This window comes from Pseudomonas sp. 1121_17, from assembly GCF_052850745.1.
Window position 1 is genome coordinate 1 of the sequence record NZ_VXCX01000024.1, and the last position, 16,527, is coordinate 16,527.

The following is a 16,527-nucleotide window of genomic DNA, read 5'->3' on the forward strand; positions in this document are numbered from 1 at the left end:
TGATTAATAGCGAAGAGCTTGTCCATGCTGATCATGGTGGCGTCCTTTTCAGCGTCTGCAAGCGTCGCCGATGGGGTCGATGAGTTGCCGACGGGGCGGGGGGCGGGCCGCGTTTTTTCACGGCTTTTTTTGCCTGCCAACCATACCGAGCTGACGCTTTTCAGGGACCTAGACGTTTTCTGATAAGGGTGTAGGAAAGTTCGCTACCTAAGGCAAAGTGCTGCCCAGCCGGACGCCTGATCCCGCCGCACAGGAACCAAAGCCAGCGCTGCCCACAGCAACAGTAAGTAGCTCAGAGATAGCCAAGGACGCTGCGTAGCCGCTTCCGACCGGCCCTGCGCCCGGCAAGGCTGCTCAGAAAGCGCGCGACCCTGGGTCGATGAAAAATCCTTCATGCCGAGTTTATTTACTTAGCCTGCTAATAAACCCTATAACTAAGTCCTGCGACACTCTGCCGCAGCCAACTCAAAGTGGAGTTTTCAACGATGACAGTCCAAGTAACCGAACGCGACGAATCGAAAATGTCCCATGAAGGCCTGGCCGCCGGTGTGCGGATCTGGGACGTCCACCAGCAAGGCGAACTGGTCGGCATGTTCCACCAGGAACACGAAGCCCAGCAATACCGCGCCGAACTCGAAACCCTCGAGAACCAGCGCCAGCAATAGCCCCTGTATCGATCAACGCGCCTGGCAGTTTCCCCACCAGGCGCCGCATGAAAAAGGGCTGCCAAGCAGCCCTTTGTAACTAAAGACACCACCCGTGACGGGGGTTACCACATCAAATCATCAGGAATCTTGTAAGCCGCATACGGATCATCCTCATCGGCCTCCTCGACATGCGTGTTGAGCAACAGAATCCGCCCAGGATCACGCTCCTGAATCTTCACCGCCGCCTCCCGCGGAATCACCTCATAACCCCCACCCAACGCCACTACAGCCAACGAGCCATTGCTCAGTTTGCTGCGCATCAGCGCGTTCACCGCAATTCGCTTGACCTTCTTGTCGTCAACGAAATTGTAGTAATCCTCGGTGGTCAACTTGGGCAGGCGGGTCGCCTCGATCAACTGTTTGACCTGCGCCGCCCGGGCCTTTTGCTCAGCCTTCTCCTGCTGCTGGCGATTCAGCTCCTGATCACGCTTGGCTTTTTCCGCCATGGCCTCTTTGGCCAGACGCTGCTGGGTGTCGTCCACCTCGACCTGGCCTTTTTGTTCCAGGCGCTTCTGTTTCTTTTCTGCTTTGTTGGTCTGCTGGACCTGCTTCTGGTTAACCAGACCGGCCTTGAGCAATTGGTCGCGAAGGGAAAGGCTCATGGATGTTCACTCACTTATGCAACAGCTCAGCCGCAGCTGGGCAGGTTCTTTTCTTGGCGTTTGGCTTCACCCCAAAGGGCGTCCAATTCATCAAGGTTACAGGATTCGATAGGCTTGCCGCTGTCGCGCAAGGCCTGTTCGATGAAGCGAAAGCGCCGCTCGAACTTGCGATTGGCGCGACGCAGGGCGTTTTCCGGGTCTTGCTTGAGATGGCGGGCGAGGTTGACCGTGGCAAACAGCAGGTCACCGATCTCGTCTTCCAATGCATCGGCGTCATTATCCGCCATGGCCTGCAGCACTTCATCCAGCTCTTCACGGACCTTGTCCAGCACCGGCAGCGGGTCGGGCCAGTCGAAACCGACCGTGGCCGTGCGCTTTTGCAGCTTGGCGGCACGCGACAAAGCCGGCAAGGCCGCGGGAACGTCGTCAAGCAATGACAACTGCTCGGGCACGCTGTGTTCGGCGCGCTCCTGGGCCTTGATCTCTTCCCAGCGCAACTTGACCTGGGCTTCGCTCAGGCTCGGCGTGTCCAGCGGCGCGTACAGCTCGCCGGTGGGGAACACATGCGGGTGGCGGCGGATCAGCTTGCGGGTGATGCCGTCGACCACGCCGGCAAACTCGAAACGGCCTTCTTCGCGGGCCAGCTGGCTGTAGTAAACAACCTGGAACAGCAGGTCGCCGAGTTCACCTTGCAGGTGGGCGAAGTCGCCCCGCTCGATGGTGTCGGCCACCTCGTAGGCTTCTTCGATGGTGTGTTGGACGATGCTTGCGTAGTCCTGCTTCAAGTCCCATGGGCAGCCATGCTGCGGGTCACGCAGACGGGCCATGAGGTGCAGCAGGTCTTCAAGGGTGTAAGTCATGGCAGGTCCTTCGGTTGCGCTCTTTTCGCGGCGGTCCGGCGTCCCGGTAAGCCCGCTCCCAGGGCCCTGATCGACCTGTGGGAGCGGGATAACCCGCGAAGGGCTCACCGCGGTTTCAAGGGGTACGGTTACGCCGCGTCTCGATGATGTTGGGCAACTGCGAAATCCGCCCGAGCAGACGCCCGAGGGCATCCAGACCGGGGATTTCGATGGTCAGCGACATCAAGGCGGTGTTGTCTTCCTTGTTCGAGCGGGTGTTGACCGCCAGCACGTTGATCTTCTCGTTGAGCAGCACCTGCGACACATCCCGCAGCAGGCCTGGGCGGTCGTAGGCGCGGATGATGATGTCGACCGGGTAGGTCAGCACCGGCACCGGGCCCCAACTGACCTGGATGATCCGCTCCGGCTCACGCCCGCTCAGTTGCAGCACCGAAGCGCAGTCCTGGCGGTGAATGGTCACGCCGCGGCCCTGGGTGATATAGCCGACGATCGCCTCGCCGGGCAGCGGCTGGCAGCAGCCGGCCATCTGCGTCAACAGGTTGCCGACACCCTGGATCTGGATATCGGCACGCTTGCCGTTACGCACGCCAGACGGCTTGCGCGGTGTCAGCTCGATCTGCTCGATCCGTTCCGGCTCAAGCAACTGCTGGGCTGCGTTGACCAGATGCGCCAGGCGCAGGTCACCGGCACCGAGGGCGGCAAACAGGTCTTCGGCGGTTTTCACGTTGGCTTTTTCGGCCAACCGATCGAAATCGACCTGAGGCAGGCCGAGCCTGCTCAGTTCGCGCTCGATCAGGGTCTTGCCGGCGGCGACGTTCTGATCGCGCGCCTGCAGCTTGAACCAATGGACAATCTTCGCCCGTGCACGCGAGGTGGTGACGTAGCCAAGGTTCGAGTTCAGCCAGTCGCGGCTTGGGCTGCCGTGCTTGCTGGTGATGATCTCGACCTGCTCACCGGTCTGCAGGCTGTAGTTGAGCGGCACGATGCGGCCGTTGATCTTGGCGCCACGGCAGTTGTGGCCGATCTCGGTGTGCACGCGGTAGGCGAAGTCCAACGGCGTCGAGCCCTTGGGCAGGTCGATAGCGTGGCCGTCGGGGGTAAAGATATACACCCGGTCAGGCTCGATATCGACACGTAGCTGCTCGGCCAGGCCGCCGATGTCGCCCAGTTCTTCGTGCCACTCCAGCACCTGGCGCAGCCAGGAAATCTTTTCTTCGTAGTGGTTGGAGCTGGCCTTGACGTCGGTGCCCTTGTAACGCCAATGCGCGCAGACGCCGAGCTCGGCTTCTTCGTGCATGCCGTGAGTGCGGATCTGCACCTCGAGCACCTTGCCCTCCGGGCCGATCACTGCGGTGTGCAGGGAGCGGTAGCCGTTTTCCTTTGGGTTGGCGATGTAGTCGTCGAACTCCTTGGGAATGTGCCGCCAGAGGGTGTGGACGATGCCCAGTGCGGTGTAGCAGTCGCGGATCTCCGGGACCAGCACGCGCACGGCGCGCACATCGTAGATCTGGCTGAACTCCAGGCCTTTGCGCTGCATCTTGCGCCAGATCGAATAGATATGTTTCGCCCGGCCACTGATATCGGCGTTGACGCCGGTGGCCAGCAACTCGTTCTGCAGCTGGTTCATCACATCGTTGATGAAGCGCTCGCGGTCCAGCCGGCGTTCGTGCAGGAGCTTGGCGATCTGTTTGTACTGGTCAGGCTCAAGATAGCGGAAGGACAGGTCCTCCAGCTCCCACTTGATATGCCCGATACCCAGCCGGTGCGCCAGTGGCGCATAGATGTCGAACACCTCGCGGGCCACGCGCAGGCGTTTTTCTTCATCGGCGGCTTTCACCGCACGAATCGCGCAGGTGCGCTCGGCCAGTTTGATCAGGGCGACGCGGACGTCGTCGACCATGGCCACGAGCATCTTGCGCAGGTTTTCGACCTGCGCCTGCGAACCGAGCACCAGCGACTGGCGCGGGCTCAGGCTGGCACTGATGGCGGCCATGCGCAGCACGCCGTCGATCAGCTTCGACACTACCGGGCCAAAGCGTTGACCGACCTCGGCCAGGGTGACCTTGCCTTCACGTACCGCGCGGTAGATCACCGCCGCGACCAGCGAATCCTGGTCGAGTTTGAGATCGGCGAGGATCTCGGCGATCTCCAGGCCCGCCTGGAAACTGGACGTACCGTCCGCCCACGAATGCTTGGCCGGGTTGCCCTTCTTCTCGACTTCCTGGGCGAACTCGCAGGCTTCTTTCAGGTTCACCCGGTCCAGCGCCGAATCGACGCTCACCACATGATCCAGCCACGCTTCGAGATTGATACTGCCGTCGCTGTTGACCGGCTGGTGCACTCTCACCTGTACCATCTTTGCTTTACCTTTCCATACAGCGCAGCCCATGGCCGCACTGACAATCACCGTGCGCCTACCATTCCCTGGAAGCCGCACCAAGAGGGCCAGCGTTGGCTAGCCCACTTCGAATAACGCCATGGCTTCGACATGCGCCGTCTGAGGAAACATGTCGAGAATCCCGGCCCTTGTTAACCGGTACCCTTGGGCGACCAGCACCTGCGCGTCACGCGCCAGCGTCGCCGGGTTACACGAGACATACACCAGCCGCTTGGCCTTGAGGCGGGCGATGCCTTGCACCACCTCGTAAGCACCGTCGCGCGGTGGGTCCAAGAGTACCGCAGAAAAACCCTCGGCGGCCCATTCGGCACCTGCCAGAGGTTGAGATAAATCGGCCTGAAAAAACGCCGCGTTATGCACATTATTGTCACGAGCATTGGCTGCCGCCCGCTCGACCATCGCCTGCACGCCTTCCACCGCCACCACTTCGCGGGCCTGCCTGGCCAGCGGCAGGGCAAAGTTGCCCAGGCCGCAGAACAGGTCCAGCACACGCTCGTCAGGCTGCGGTGCGAGCCAGGCCAGGGCCTGCTCGATCATGGCCGCATTGACCTGGGCGTTGACCTGAACAAAATCGCCCGGGCGCCACGCTAGCTGCATCTGCCACGGCTGCAAAGTGAAACCGAGGCTCTGCCCGGCCTCGACCGGCGCAGGCTCACCCTCCCCTTGCAACCATAGCTGGGCGCCCGCCTCTTTGCAGAAGGCCTGCAGCCGTGCAAGGTCGTCTTCCGGCAGCGGCGCCACATGGCGCAGCAAGACGGCCTCGGCGCTGCCGCTGAACAACTCGACATGGCCCAGCGTCTGCGGTTTGTTCAGGCTGCGCAACACCGTCGGCAAATGCCGCAGGATCGTTTGCAAGGGCTGTACCAGCACCGGGCATTCGTCGATGGCGATGATCGCCTGGCTGGCCTCGGCACGGAAACCGACTTCCAGCTGACGGTTCTTGACGTCCCAGCGCACGGCAATCCGCGCGCGTCGGCGGTAGCCGAATTCAGGCCCGGACAACGGCGCTGCCCATTGCTCTGGCTGGATCCCGGCCACCCGCTGCAACTGCTCGGCAAGCATGCGCTGCTTGAGCGCCAGCTGCTCGGCGTGCGGCAAGTGCTGCAGGTTGCAGCCGCCACAACGATCATAGTGCCGGCACGGCGCCGGGCGCCGCTCGGGGCTGGCTTGCAGGACCCGCTCAAGGCGCGCATCGACGATCTTGCCACGGGCACCAAGCACCCGCGCTTCGACCGCTTCGCCGGCCAGGGCGCCGCTGACGAACCACGTACGCCCTTCATGAAAACTGATGCCGCGGCCATCACCGGCCAGGCGCTCAATGTCCAGGCGCTGCTTCTTGCCTACGGGAACTTGCGCAGCACGATCGCCGCCGGCCGGTTGGAAGCGCAGGCCGCCTTTACTTTTCTTGGTCATCAGGTCGCGTCGAACAGGCCAGTGGAAAGATAACGATCACCGCGGTCGCAGACGATCGCGACCATCACGGCGTTTTCCACCTGCTGCGACAGGCGCAACATGCCGGCCACCGCACCACCAGAGGACACACCGCAGAAAATGCCCTCTTCACGGGCAAGGCGGCGGGTGACGTGTTCAGCTTCAGCCTGGGACATGTCGATCACCTGATCAACTCGAGTGGCGTCGAATATCTTCGGCAGATATTCCTCAGGCCAGCGCCGGATGCCGGGGATCGATGAGCCGTCCATGGGCTGCAGACCAACGATCTGCACCGCCGGGTTCTGCTCCTTGAGGTACTGCGAGCAGCCCATGATGGTGCCGGTGGTGCCCATCGAACTGATGAAATGAGTGACGCTGCCCTGGGTCTGCTGCCAGATCTCCGGGCCGGTGCTGGTGTAGTGGGCCAACGGGTTGTCGCCGTTGGCGAACTGATCGAGGATCAACCCGCGGCCTTCGGCCTGAAGCTTTTCGGCCAGATCGCGGGCGCCTTCCATGCCCTCTTCCTTGCTCACCAGAATCAACTCGGCGCCATACGCGGTCATGGCTGCCTTGCGCTCGGCAGTGGAGTTGTCGGGCATGATCAGGATCATTTTGTAGCCCTTGATCGCCGCAGCCATGGCCAGGGCGATGCCGGTGTTACCGGAGGTCGCTTCGATCAGGCTGTCACCGGGCTTGATCTGGTTGCGCAATTCGGCGCGGGTGATCATCGACAGTGCCGGGCGGTCCTTGACCGAGCCGGCCGGATTGTTGCCTTCGAGCTTGAGCAACAAGGTATTGCTGGTCGCACCTGCGAGGCGCTGCAGGCGAACCAGAGGCGTATTGCCGACGCAATCGGCGATGGTTGGGTACTGCAGAGTCATGGTGTCTTTCGCAATCAAAACGACAGGGGCGCCTATCATACCGGCATTCCCTTGCCGGCCATATCACGCAATCTGTGGTCGATATAGCTGTCAGCTATATAGCAGCTGTGCCGGCGCCGATTCGCTCGCTTCGACGTGTGCAGGCAGGCGCATGCACAGGCGCAGGCCGCGTTTGCCGTTCTCGGCCCACAGCGTCCCGCCCTGGCGTTGAATGGCGCCGCGGGCGATGCTCAGGCCGAGGCCAAAACCGCCGTCGCCGGGGCGCGATCCGTCCAGCCGCGAAAACGGCGCGAAGATACGCTCCAGATCGTCCTCGGCCACGCCGCCGCCCTGGTCTTCCAGCCAGATCCGCCAGTAACTGCCCTCACGCCGGCCGCCGAGGGTGATCACGCCGTCGCCAGGCGAATGACGAATGGCATTACGCAGCAGGTTTTCCACGGCCTGAGCCAAATGGTTGAGGTTGCCCTGCACCCAGCAAGTGGCCGGCAATTCACAGCGCAGACGTGCAGGCTGCCAGGCGCTTTCGTAGCAGGCATCCTCGGCGAGCATGTCCCACAGCGCCTGCAGCTGGATCGGTTCGAGGTTCATCGGCGCCCGTTCGGCGTCCTGCCAGGCCAGTTGCAGGGTGTCTTCGACCAGTTGCTGCATGCAATCGACCTCCCGCGTGACGCGCTCGCGCAGGCGCCCAAGGTCAGCCTCGCCATCGCCGGCCACCCGCAGGCGGCTCAGCGGCGTGCGCATTTCGTGGGACAGGTCGCGCAGCAGTTGTTGCTGCAAGGCCACTGTGCCTTGAAGGCGCTCGGCCATCTGGTCGAAGGCACGCGCCAGCTCACCCAGCTCGTCATGCCGGCCCATGGTGGTCGCGTCCAGCCGCGCCGTGAGCTGATCGGCGCGCCAGGCATTGGCCTGCTCGCGCAGCTGGTTCAACGGCACGATCAGCATGCGGTACAAGCCGACGCACAGGAGCAAGGTGAAGAGGCCGGGAATCACGCCGTTGATCAGGATCCGCCACAGCCACAGGTACTGTCCAGGATTGAGCCGCTTGGGCAATTCGATGACCAGCATGGCCTGCGCGGCGGGGTCGGTGAACGGCAAGCGCAGCCACGGTTGATCGACACTGCGTCGGCTCATCGGCCAGTCGACCTGGCGCAGGCGGGTCAGGCGCTGGGTCTGTTCGGCCGTCAGCGGGATGCTGCTCAAGCTGTGCAGGTGGCTGTTGATGACGCCGACAAAGCCCTGCTCACGGGCGCGCATGCCTTGCAACCATTGATCGATGCCGGCCTGGCCGCCCTCGTGCCAGGCCTGCTCAGCCTCGACCGCGTAGGCCTGCAGCAGTTGCTGGGCGGGCTTGGAAAGAAATGCGTTCTGGGTTTCCATGTAGCGGCCCCAGCTGTAGCTCAGGCCGATCATCAACAGGCAAAAGCCCACCAGCAAAATCGCCAGGCGCCAGAACAACGAGTGTCGATCGAGCATGGTTCAGCCCTCGCCGGCGCTGAGCACATAACCTTTGCCCCAAACGGTGACGATCTGCCGCTCGTGGTAACCGACCGCCTTGAGCTTGCGGCGGATCTGACTGACGTGCATGTCCAGGCTGCGATCGTGGCGGGAGTAACCCCGCTGCAACACTTGCTGATACAGCAGGGGCTTGCTCAGCACCTCGTCCGGACTGCGGTAGAGGGTGTCCAGCAGGCGATATTCGCTGGGGGTCAGGCCGGCCCAGTTGGAGCCGAGGCAAACATCGCTGATAGCGTCATCAAAGCGCAGCTCGCCTGGATCGACAGGTTGCGGTGCCTGGCGCCGGCGCTCCAGCTCAACCCGGCGCAGGATCGCCTCGATGCGCACCTGCAACTCGGCCATGCTGAAGGGCTTGGGCAGATAGTCATCGGCGCCGCGCTGAAAGCCGGTGATACGGTCCGCTTCAGCGCCCAGGGCCGACATCAGGATCACTGGCGTAGCGCTTTTGCGTCGCAGCTGCGCGAGTGCATCGAGGCCGTTCAGCCCCGGCAGGAGGATATCCATCAGGACCACATCGAACACCTGCCGGCCTGCTGTTTCCAGACCGTCAAGGCCGTTGCGGCACCAGGTCACCTGAAACCCACCGCGCTGCAATTCTTCGTGCAGGTAGGCGCCGAGGACCGGGTCGTCTTCGATGGCGAGAATGTTTGAGTGGTGAATGGCTACGGGATTCATTGGCTTCTGGCATTGATTCTCAATTACGCGATTATTGGCCAGTAACTCAAGGCTAGGCAACTGGATTACGACCAAACCATTAGCGCCTCCGGCTGCAAGCGCAGCCTGCCAGCCCGCCTGGGGCGCTGAAATGATCGCTTTACGCCCGCAGCCGGAGTAACGTTCGGCAACTATTCCGTCCCGCTCGGCGACGGCCATCAGGCACATCACAGGAGGCGAGTGTGCTCGATCGTTTGGGAATCAGAAGCCGGGTCATGTTGCTGGCGCTGCTGCCGGCTACCTTGATGGCACTGGTGCTGGGCATCTATTTCACCTGGCTGCAACAAAACGAGCTGCGTACCCAGTTGCTCCAGCGCGGCAAGATGATTGCCGAACAACTGGCGCCGCTGGCGGCGCCCGCCCTCGCCCGCCATGCCACTGACCAGCTGGAAAGGATTGCCGGCCAGGCGCTGGAGCAAAGCGACGTGCGCGCGGTGGTGTTCCTGACCCCACAGCGCACCCAGCTGGCCCATGCCGGGCCGAGCATGCTCAACCAGCCGCCCAGCGGCGGCAGCGGCACCCAATTGCTGCAACGCACTGGCAATGACGCCACCCGCTACCTGATGCCGGTGTTCGGCCATCACCGCGACCTGGCCGCTGACGCAGTGCCGGCTGAAGCCGAGCGCCTGCTCGGCTGGGTGGAAATCGAGCTGTCGCATGACGGCACCCTGCTGCGCGGTTACCGCAACCTGTTCACCAGCGTGCTGCTGATTCTCGCCTGCCTGATCGTGACCGCACTGGTCGCCCTGCGCATGAGCCGCACCATCAACGACCCGATCAGGCGGATCAAGGAGGCGGTCACTCAGCTCAAGGACGGCAACCTCGAAGCGCGCCTGCCGGCCATGGGCAGCCATGAGCTGGACGAGCTGGCGGCTGGCATCAACCGCATGGCCGAGACCCTGCACAGCGCCCATGAAGAATTGCAGCACAGCATCGACCAGGCCACCGAAGACGTGCGCCAGAACCTGGAAACCATCGAAATCCAGAACATCGAGCTGGACATGGCACGCAAGGAGGCCCTCGAGGCCAGCCGGATCAAGTCCGAGTTCCTCGCCAACATGAGCCACGAGATCCGCACCCCGCTCAACGGCATCCTCGGCTTTACCCATCTGCTGCAGAAGAGCGAACTGGCGCCGCGTCAGCTGGATTATCTCGGCACCATCGAGCAGTCTGCCGACAACCTGCTGGGGATCATCAACGAGATACTCGATTTCTCCAAGATCGAGGCCGGCAAGCTGGTGCTCGACAGCATCCCGTTCAACCTGCGTGACCTGATCCAGGACACCTTGACCATTCTCGCCCCAGCCGCCCACGCCAAACAGCTCGAGCTGCTCAGCCTGGTCTATCGGGATACGCCGCTGTCGCTGATCGGTGACCCGCTGCGCTTGAAGCAGATCCTCACCAACCTGGTCAGCAACGCGATCAAGTTCACCCGCGAAGGCACTATCGTCGTGCGGGCGATGCTCGAAGACGAACAGGGTGAACATGTGCAGCTGCGCATCAGCGTGCAGGACAGCGGCATTGGCCTTACCCCGCAGGACGTGCGCACGCTGTTCCAGGCTTTCAGCCAGGCCGACAACTCCTTGTCGCGCCAGCCCGGCGGTACCGGCCTTGGGCTAGTCATCTCCAAGCGCCTGATCGAGCAGATGGGCGGCGAAATCGGCGTCGACAGCGCGCCCGGCGAGGGCTCGCAGTTCTGGATCAGCCTCAATCTGCCCAAGGCCCACGACGATGGCTCGGAACTGCCGCTGCAAGCGCTGCTGGGTCGCCGTGCGGCCATCGTCGACGGCCATGAGCTGGCCCGCCAGGCGCTGGAGCACCAGCTGCAGGACTGCGGCTTGAGTGTCAGCGTATTCGCCTCGTTCGAGCAACTGGTGCAAGGCGTGCAAGCCGCCCATCAGGCCGGGCAACCGTTCGAATTTGCCGTGCTCGGCGCCAACCTGAACAACCTCTCGCCCGAGCTGCTCGGCCAGTACAACCAGCAGCTGGAACGCCTGCAATGCCTGTGCGTGGTGCTCTGCCCGACCACCGAGCAGGGCTTGTATCATCCCAGCTTGCCCAACCCGCACGGCCAGCTGCTGTCCAAGCCTACCTGCACGCGCAAGCTGCGCCGGCTGCTGCTGGAGCTGATCCAGCCGCGCCGGCAGCTGAGCGAAGTGCGTATGCCGGGCAGCCAGCGCATGCCGAAGATCCTCTGCGTCGACGACAACCCAGCCAACCTGCTGCTGGTACAGACACTGCTCGAGGGCCTCGGCGCCGAAGTGCTGGCGGTCGACAACGGCTATGCCGCGGTCGAGGCGGTGCAGGACGAAGCGTTCGATCTGGTGCTGATGGACGTGCAGATGCCGGGCATGGACGGCCGCGCTTGCACCGAGCAGATCCGCAGGTGGGAAAGCGGCCAGACCGGCAACCCGCTGCCCATCGTCGCCCTTACCGCGCATGCCATGGCCAACGAGAAACGTGCCCTGCTGCACAGCGGCATGGATGACTACCTGACCAAGCCGATCAGCGAGCGCCAGCTGGCCCAGGTGGTGATGAAATGGACCGGCCTCAACCTGGCCCCACCGCAGCAGGAGCAGCCGCTGGAGCGATTGCCGGAAAGCAGCGAGCTGAAGGTGCTCGACCCCGAAGAAGGCTTGCGCCTGGCAGCCGGCAAGGCTGATCTGGCAGCGGACATGCTGCGCATGTTGCTCGATTCGCTGGAGTCTGATCGCGTAGCCATTCAGGTGGCGCGGGTGGCGGGTGATCGCGAGGCGATGATCGAGCGGGTACATCGCCTCAATGGCGCCTCGCGCTACTGCGGCGTGCCGCAGTTGCGTGCGGCCTGCCAGCGCAGTGAAACCCTGCTCAAGCAGGACAGCCCGCAGGCCATGCAGGCGCTTGATGAACTCGACCAGGCTATCGAACGGTTAGCCGAGCAGGCTCAGCTGAGCGTGTGACCCGCGCCAGCTACGCTGGCCTGGGTCAATACGCCCCACGCCAGGCTGGCTACACTGCCCTGCTCAGCCGCAAAGGACCTCTGCCATGCGCATTCTCTTGTTCAGCAGCCAGCACTACGACCAGGAAAGCTTCAGCCAGGTATGCCGCGACAGCGACCTGGACCTTCACTATCAGTCTGCGCGCCTGACCGTCGACACCGCGCCGCTGGCCGATGGCTACGAAGTGGTCTGCGCGTTCATCAACGACGAGCTGCACAGCGACGTGCTGGAGCGCCTGGCGGCCGGCGGCACGCGCCTGATCGCGCTGCGTTCTGCCGGCTACAACCATGTCGACCTGGCCGCAGCCGCGTGCCTGGGCCTGGCTGTGGTGCGGGTCCCGGCTTACTCACCGCACGCGGTGGCCGAGCACGCCGTAGCGCTGATCATGGCCCTCAACCGGCGCCTGCACCGGGCCTACAACCGCACCCGCGAAGGCGACTTCACCCTGCATGGCCTGACCGGCTTCGACCTGCACGGCAAGACCGTCGGGGTGATCGGCACCGGCCAGATCGGCCTGGCCTTCGCCCGGATCATGGCCGGCTTCGGCTGCCAGTTGCTGGCGTATGACCCCTACCCCAACCCGGACATGCTCGCCCTTGGCGCGCGTTATCTGGAGCTGCCCGAGCTGCTGGCCCAGGCGCGCATCGTCAGCCTGCACTGCCCGCTGACCGAGCATACCCGGCACCTGATCAATGCCCAGAGCCTGGCGGCGCTGCACCCCGGCGCCATGCTGATCAATACCGGCCGCGGCGCGCTGGTCGACACCCCGGCCCTGATTGATGCGCTCAAGAGTGGCCAGCTGGGTTATCTGGGCCTGGACGTCTACGAAGAAGAAGCCCAGCTGTTTTTCGAAGACCGCTCCGACCAGCCGCTGCAGGATGACGTGCTGGCGCGGCTGCTGACCTTCCCCAATGTGATCATCACCGCCCACCAGGCTTTCCTCACCCATGAGGCGCTGCAGGCGATCGCCAACACCACCCTGGACAACATCATCTGCTGGGCGGCAGGCAAGCCGCAGAATCTGCTCGCAAGTTGATGCTAGGATACGCGGCATTTCTGGAGGACCCATGGTCGAGCACGATTTCCGCTATACCCTATTCAACCCGCAACACACCCTGATCGAATGCCGCGCGCTGGTGCCGGGGCGCTACCAGGTGACCGGTAACGGTGGTTCGATCCAGAAGGACGATGTCCTGCTGGTGACGCTCAAGGGCAGCAAAGACCTGAGCATGCGCCTGACCGTCGAAAGCGTGCGCCACCTGATCAACCCGAGCGGCCAGTGGGTTGCCGTGGCCAGCGGCCCGGCGTTCAAGGAGCTGGCGATTCTCAACTGGCAGATCAAGTGCGACAGCTGTGAAGCCGTGCTCGACTTCGAATTTGCCGTGGACGCCAAGCTCGGCAGCAAAGGCCACAAGCCAGCCGCCAGTGAGCGCGTAGCGGCATTGGGTTGGGCCAGCAAGGGCGACAAGCATGTGTGCCCACGCTGCCAGGAGAGCGCCCAGTGAAAAACCTGCTGAGCGCGCTGTTGATCGCCGGCAGCTTGCTGGGCTGCGCCTCGCAGCCGTCAGCGCTGCGCCAGGACCAAGGCTATGTGCTGGAGTGGATCGGTGAGCGCCCGCTGATGGATTACAGCAACCTGACCCTGACCTTGGGTGAAGACGGCCGCGCCTATGGCAATGCCGGCTGCAACCACTGGTTTGCGCCATACACCCTCAAGGGTGACGAGCTCAGCTTCGGCAAGGTCGGCAAGACCCGCAAGCTTTGCGCGCCCGCGCTGATGGAACAGGAGCAGCGCTTCCTGCAGGCGCTGGAGACCGTGCAGCGCTGGGATGTGTCGGCAATCGAGCAGATCCGTTTCTGGCCGGCTGAAGGCAAGCCGCTGCGCTTCTGGCCTGAAGAAAGCTGAACAGCAGATTTCACTCAGCGCAGAGAGCGGTACCTGATATTTCTGCCAGTTGAGAGGACCTCTTGGTGGCCTGATACTGAGGGCCACGAATATGAGGGCGTTGCCATGCAAATTTTTGTTAAAACCTTGACAGATAAAGAACTCGCCTTGGATGTTGAGCCGTCCTTTACCACTCTGGCGGTAAAGGCAAAGATTGAGGAACAGGAGGGTTTTCCGAAAGAGCAACAACGGCTCATCTTCAGCGGTCAACAACTTGACGATAATAAAACGCTCAGTGATTACAACGTTCAAAGTGGGGCCACTCTCCACTTGGTGTTTCGCCTGCACGTAAAATGATCGATCAGTGGCTCCTCAGAACACAACGCCTCTGTCTTTAAAGGAAGCCGCCGTCGCGCTTGGGTCACTGATGACACAAGCCAACGACAGCGGCCTGCCTTGTAGCAAAAGGCCGGGTTCGACAGACTTCTGAACTAGTATGTTTGCCAGTTGCAGGCCTGCCATCAAGCGGGGGGTTCACAACCTTTTGAGCGTTTTAATCTTCTCTCGCAACCCTTCCAGGGTCTGCTCGCCGAGCAGCTGTTCACGCACCTTGCCCTTATCGTCGATGATGTAGGTCACCGGCAAGGCTTCGCTGCGCGGCAGCTCGTAGCGCTCGGCCGGGTCCTGGGCGAGCACGGTGAAGTCGATGCCCAGGGTTTGCGAGGCTTGCTTGAGATCGTCGCCCTGCAACCCGTCGTAGTTGACCCCGATCACTTTGATGCCATCAGCCTGCCACTGCTTGGCGGCGGCATTCAGTTCGGGGATTTCGGTACGGCATGGGCCACACCACTCTGCCCAGTAATTGAGCACCAGCCACTGCCCCTCGATCTGCTCGGCCTTTACCGTATTGCCGTGCTGGTCCACGCCATAATCGGCACCGCAACCGCCGAGCAACAGGCTTGCAGTGATGGCCAGTGCCGCCGCCAAACGCTTTGCCATGGGTCAATCCTTCTCGAAGTATTTCAAACCTGTAATTCAGCCGCAGCGGTTAGAATAGCCGCCACACCCAGCTGGATGCGACCCGTCATGACTGATCTGACTCTCTATCATAACCCGCGCTGCTCGAAATCCCGCGGCGCCCTCGAGCTGCTCGAAGCACGCGGCCTTGCTCCACACATCGTGCGCTACCTGGAGACGCCACCGGATGCCGCTACCCTGACGGCGCTGCTGAGCAAGCTCGGCATCAGCGCGCGGCAACTGCTGCGCAGCGGTGAAGACGAATACAAAGCCCTTGAGCTGGCCAATCCGGCATTGACCGAAGCACAGCTGATCGCGGCAATGGTTGCCCATCCCAAACTGATCGAACGGCCGATCCTTGTGGCCGGTGACAAGGCTGTGATTGGCCGCCCACCGGAAAAAGTGCTGGAGATCCTGCCGTGAGCGAGCCCTATATCCTGGTGTTGTATTACAGCCGGCACGGCTCCACCAGCGAGATGGCCCGGCATATTGCCCGCGGCGTCGAGATGACTGGCCTGGAAGCGCGCCTGCGGACCGTGCCGGCGATTTCCACCGAGTGCGAAGCAGTCGCCCCCGACATCCCTGCCAGCGGTGCGCTGTACGCCAGCCTGGATGACCTGCGCCACTGCGCCGGGATTGCCCTCGGCAGCCCGACCCGCTTCGGCAACATGGCGGCGCCGCTGAAGTACTTCCTCGACGGCACCAGCAGCCTGTGGCTGGGTGGTGAACTGGTCGGCAAGCCGGCCGGAGTGTTCACTTCCACCGCCAGCCTGCACGGTGGTCAGGAAACTACCCTGCTGTCGATGATGCTGCCGCTGCTGCACCACGGCATGCTCATCACCGGCCTGCCCTACAGTGAGTCGGCGCTGCTGGAAACCCGCGGTGGTGGTACCCCGTACGGCGCCAGTCATCATGCCGGCGCCGACGGCAAGCGCGAGCTGGACAGCCACGAAATAGCCCTGTGCCGAGCACTCGGGCAACGCCTGGCGAGCACGGCCAAGGCCTTGGGTGGCGCGCGTGGCTAAGCGTGCCAAGCCACTGCCAGCGCTGGCCTGGCTGGCACCGCGGCTGCGCCTTACCCGCGCGCTGAGCCTGGCTTGCCTGGTCGGCCTGATCGCCCTGCTGCTGGTCAATAACCTGTGGTTTGCCAACCTGCATGGGGCACGGGTCGAGGTGATCCTTGCGGTCGAATTGATCCCGCTGCTGCTGGTGCTGCCAGGCATGCTGATGGGCAGCGCACGGGCCCATGCGTGGACCTGCTTCGTGGTCAATATCTACTTCATCAAAGGCGTGCTAGCGGCGTTCGACCCAGCGCGGGCGCTGTTTGGCTGGATGGAGACCCTGGTGAGCCTGGGCCTGTTTGTCAGCGCACTGTTATACGTGCGCTGGAAGTTTCAGCATGAAAGGCGCCTTGTCGGCGAATGCTGATCCGCTTTTTGTAATTGCGGTGCAGCACAAATCCTGGGGCCGCTACGCAGCCCTTTCGCGACACAAGGTGAACTGGCCTAATGATTTTGTACACCTTCTTCGGGCGCTATA

At 62.8% G+C, this 16,527-nt stretch carries 17 protein-coding genes; 9 read left to right on the forward strand and 8 right to left on the reverse strand.

The annotated features are described in order from the left end of the window. Positions 1-485 precede the first annotated feature (485 nt). Positions 486-665: a hypothetical protein gene (locus FW789_RS24100; RefSeq protein WP_101321746.1), complete on the forward strand. Its 180-nt coding sequence runs from the start codon at positions 486-488 to the stop codon at positions 663-665. Positions 666-769: 104 nt separating this feature from the next. On the opposite strand, the gene FW789_RS24105 is transcribed toward FW789_RS24100, so the two are convergent. The 7 genes from FW789_RS24105 to FW789_RS24135 form a co-directional block, all read right to left on the reverse strand. Further along, positions 770-1,309, reverse strand: coding sequence for a DUF2058 domain-containing protein (locus FW789_RS24105; RefSeq protein ID WP_101321747.1), 540 nt, complete (start codon positions 1,307-1,309; stop codon positions 770-772). 26 nt (positions 1,310-1,335) lie between these two features. Next, positions 1,336-2,169 (reverse strand): nucleoside triphosphate pyrophosphohydrolase, encoded by an 834-nt coding sequence (gene mazG, locus FW789_RS24110; RefSeq protein ID WP_186701635.1) that lies wholly within the window; start codon positions 2,167-2,169, stop codon positions 1,336-1,338. 115 nt (positions 2,170-2,284) lie between these two features. Then, on the reverse strand, positions 2,285-4,525 hold the full coding sequence (gene relA, locus FW789_RS24115; RefSeq protein ID WP_101321749.1) for a GTP diphosphokinase: 2,241 nt from the start codon (positions 4,523-4,525) through the stop codon (positions 2,285-2,287). 99 nt (positions 4,526-4,624) lie between these two features. Beyond that, the gene (rlmD, locus tag FW789_RS24120; RefSeq protein WP_446432141.1) at positions 4,625-5,980 is read right to left on the reverse strand and encodes a 23S rRNA (uracil(1939)-C(5))-methyltransferase RlmD; all 1,356 of its coding nucleotides are present in this window, start codon (positions 5,978-5,980) and stop codon (positions 4,625-4,627) included. After that, complete coding sequence (cysM, locus tag FW789_RS24125) at positions 5,980-6,879, reverse strand: cysteine synthase CysM (protein ID WP_186701633.1); 900 nt, start codon at positions 6,877-6,879, stop codon at positions 5,980-5,982. The genes rlmD and cysM overlap by 1 nt, the downstream gene beginning before the upstream one ends. Before the next feature lie 90 nt (positions 6,880-6,969). After that, complete coding sequence (locus tag FW789_RS24130; RefSeq protein WP_207073950.1) at positions 6,970-8,352, reverse strand: HAMP domain-containing sensor histidine kinase; 1,383 nt, start codon at positions 8,350-8,352, stop codon at positions 6,970-6,972. A 3-nt stretch (positions 8,353-8,355) separates the two neighbouring features. Then, positions 8,356-9,069, reverse strand: coding sequence for a response regulator transcription factor (locus FW789_RS24135; RefSeq protein WP_103438289.1), 714 nt, complete (start codon positions 9,067-9,069; stop codon positions 8,356-8,358). 221 nt (positions 9,070-9,290) lie between these two features. On the opposite strand from FW789_RS24135, the gene FW789_RS24140 reads away from it, so the two are divergent. The 5 genes from FW789_RS24140 (at position 9,291) to FW789_RS24160 (ending at position 14,328) form a co-directional block, all read left to right on the forward strand. Next, on the forward strand, positions 9,291-12,047 hold the full coding sequence (locus FW789_RS24140; RefSeq protein WP_103438290.1) for a response regulator: 2,757 nt from the start codon (positions 9,291-9,293) through the stop codon (positions 12,045-12,047). An 85-nt stretch (positions 12,048-12,132) separates the two neighbouring features. Then, positions 12,133-13,122, forward strand: coding sequence for a 2-hydroxyacid dehydrogenase (locus FW789_RS24145; RefSeq protein WP_446432142.1), 990 nt, complete (start codon positions 12,133-12,135; stop codon positions 13,120-13,122). Positions 13,123-13,153: 31 nt separating this feature from the next. After that, on the forward strand, positions 13,154-13,591 hold the full coding sequence (locus tag FW789_RS24150) for a hypothetical protein (RefSeq protein WP_101321755.1): 438 nt from the start codon (positions 13,154-13,156) through the stop codon (positions 13,589-13,591). Then, positions 13,588-13,992 (forward strand): META domain-containing protein, encoded by a 405-nt coding sequence (locus FW789_RS24155; protein ID WP_101321756.1) that lies wholly within the window; start codon positions 13,588-13,590, stop codon positions 13,990-13,992. The genes FW789_RS24150 and FW789_RS24155 overlap by 4 nt, the downstream gene beginning before the upstream one ends. Positions 13,993-14,097: 105 nt before the next feature. After that, positions 14,098-14,328, forward strand: coding sequence for a ubiquitin-like protein (locus FW789_RS24160; protein WP_340613103.1), 231 nt, complete (start codon positions 14,098-14,100; stop codon positions 14,326-14,328). Between the two features lie 177 nt (positions 14,329-14,505). Here FW789_RS24160 and FW789_RS24165 read toward each other — a convergent pair whose 3' ends face one another. Next, positions 14,506-14,970: a TlpA disulfide reductase family protein gene (locus FW789_RS24165; RefSeq protein WP_340613102.1), complete on the reverse strand. Its 465-nt coding sequence runs from the start codon at positions 14,968-14,970 to the stop codon at positions 14,506-14,508. Between the two features lie 87 nt (positions 14,971-15,057). On the opposite strand from FW789_RS24165, the gene arsC reads away from it, so the two are divergent. Genes arsC through FW789_RS24180 form a run of 3 tightly spaced genes read left to right on the forward strand, consistent with a single transcriptional unit; the run spans position 15,058 to position 16,416 of the window. After that, complete coding sequence (gene arsC, locus FW789_RS24170; protein WP_103438292.1) at positions 15,058-15,411, forward strand: arsenate reductase (glutaredoxin); 354 nt, start codon at positions 15,058-15,060, stop codon at positions 15,409-15,411. Continuing rightward, a complete protein-coding gene (gene wrbA / locus FW789_RS24175; RefSeq protein ID WP_340613101.1) occupies positions 15,408-16,013 on the forward strand; it encodes an NAD(P)H:quinone oxidoreductase in 606 nt (201 codons plus the stop codon). The genes arsC and wrbA overlap by 4 nt, the downstream gene beginning before the upstream one ends. After that, the gene (locus FW789_RS24180; protein WP_150570944.1) at positions 16,006-16,416 is read left to right on the forward strand and encodes a DUF2069 domain-containing protein; all 411 of its coding nucleotides are present in this window, start codon (positions 16,006-16,008) and stop codon (positions 16,414-16,416) included. Before wrbA ends, FW789_RS24180 begins: the two co-directional genes overlap by 8 nt. Positions 16,417-16,527: the final 111 nt, after the last annotated feature.